Below are 1,143 nucleotides of genomic sequence, written 5' to 3' on the forward strand. Positions count from 1 at the left end.
ATACCTGCTAGTCAACTAGTCAAGATGTAGAAATACTTTTTTGCGTAGAACACAGCCTGAGCGCTATAATAAAAATAAATAAACTCTGTTGACGTCACGTCACCCCTTTTTACTGGGGTAAGTACCAGCATAGGTCTTGCTATTACAATTGGCTAACAGAACAGTCTAAGGAAGCCACAAGCAAGAGAGGTTTCTCGTCATGGTGCTGATAATTGTCAGCGGTCGATCTGGTTCGGGAAAATCTGTTGCGTTACGCGCGCTGGAAGATATGGGCTTTTATTGTGTCGATAATCTACCAGTAATGTTGCTACCGCAACTAGCTAGTACCTTAGCGGATAGCAATATTTCCGCCGCAGTAAGTCTTGATGTACGTAATATGCCTACTGAGCCGGAAGTTTTTGAAACTACCATGAATAATTTATTTTTATTGCAGGCGTTTCTTCCACAAATTTTATTCCTAGATGCAGAACGTCATACCTTGATTCGTCGCTACAGTGATACGCGACGGCGACACCCTCTCTCTAATCGCAACCTTTCGTTGGAAAGTGCTATTGATGAAGAGAAGATACTACTAGAACCATTGCGCTCACGGGCAGATCTTTTTATAGATACCTCTGATATGTCGGTACATGAACTAGCTGAAATGTTGCGTACCCGTATTTTAGGTAAACGAGAACGAGAGCTAACTATAGTCTTTGAATCCTTTGGTTACAAACACGGTATTCCTATTGATGCTGACTACGTTTTTGACGTACGTTTTTTACCAAATCCTCACTGGGATCCAAAATTAAGACAAATGATCGGTTTGGACCAACCAGTAGTAGCATTTCTGGACCGCCCTACTGAAGTGCATAATTTTATTTCCCAAACTAGTAGCTATCTCGAACTATGGCTACCGATGTTAGAAACCAATAACCGTAGTTATCTGACAGTTGCAATAGGTTGTACTGGTGGTAAACATCGTTCGGTATATATTGCCGAACAATTAGCAGATTATTTTCGCTCACGCGGAAAAAATGTTCAGTCTCGTCACCGGAATCTAGAAAAGTGCTCATGATGATAATCAAGTAAACAACAGACATAGTTTTTCATCACGCTTTGACCCTGCCCGCATATTGAGTGTTATTTAAATATGGCAAAAAG

1 protein-coding gene is annotated in these 1,143 nt (G+C 40.9%); it reads left to right on the forward strand.

All coding sequences use genetic code 11. The annotated features are described in order from the left end of the window. Positions 1-199 precede the first annotated feature (199 nt). Entirely contained in the window at positions 200-1,057 is an 858-nt protein-coding gene (gene rapZ / locus CEX73_RS01265) for an RNase adapter RapZ (RefSeq protein WP_101626805.1), read from the forward strand. Positions 1,058-1,143 lie beyond the last annotated feature (86 nt).

It is taken from the genome of Candidatus Palibaumannia cicadellinicola, assembly GCF_002855795.1.
Taxonomy (GTDB): domain Bacteria; phylum Pseudomonadota; class Gammaproteobacteria; order Enterobacterales; family Enterobacteriaceae; genus Baumannia; species Baumannia cicadellinicola_C.

What these genes read in the sequence shown, in the direction of transcription:
- rapZ (WP_101626805.1), top strand. Translation starts at nt 200, where the DNA reads ATGGTGCTGATAATTGTCAGCGGTCGATCTGGTTCGGGAAAATCTGTT.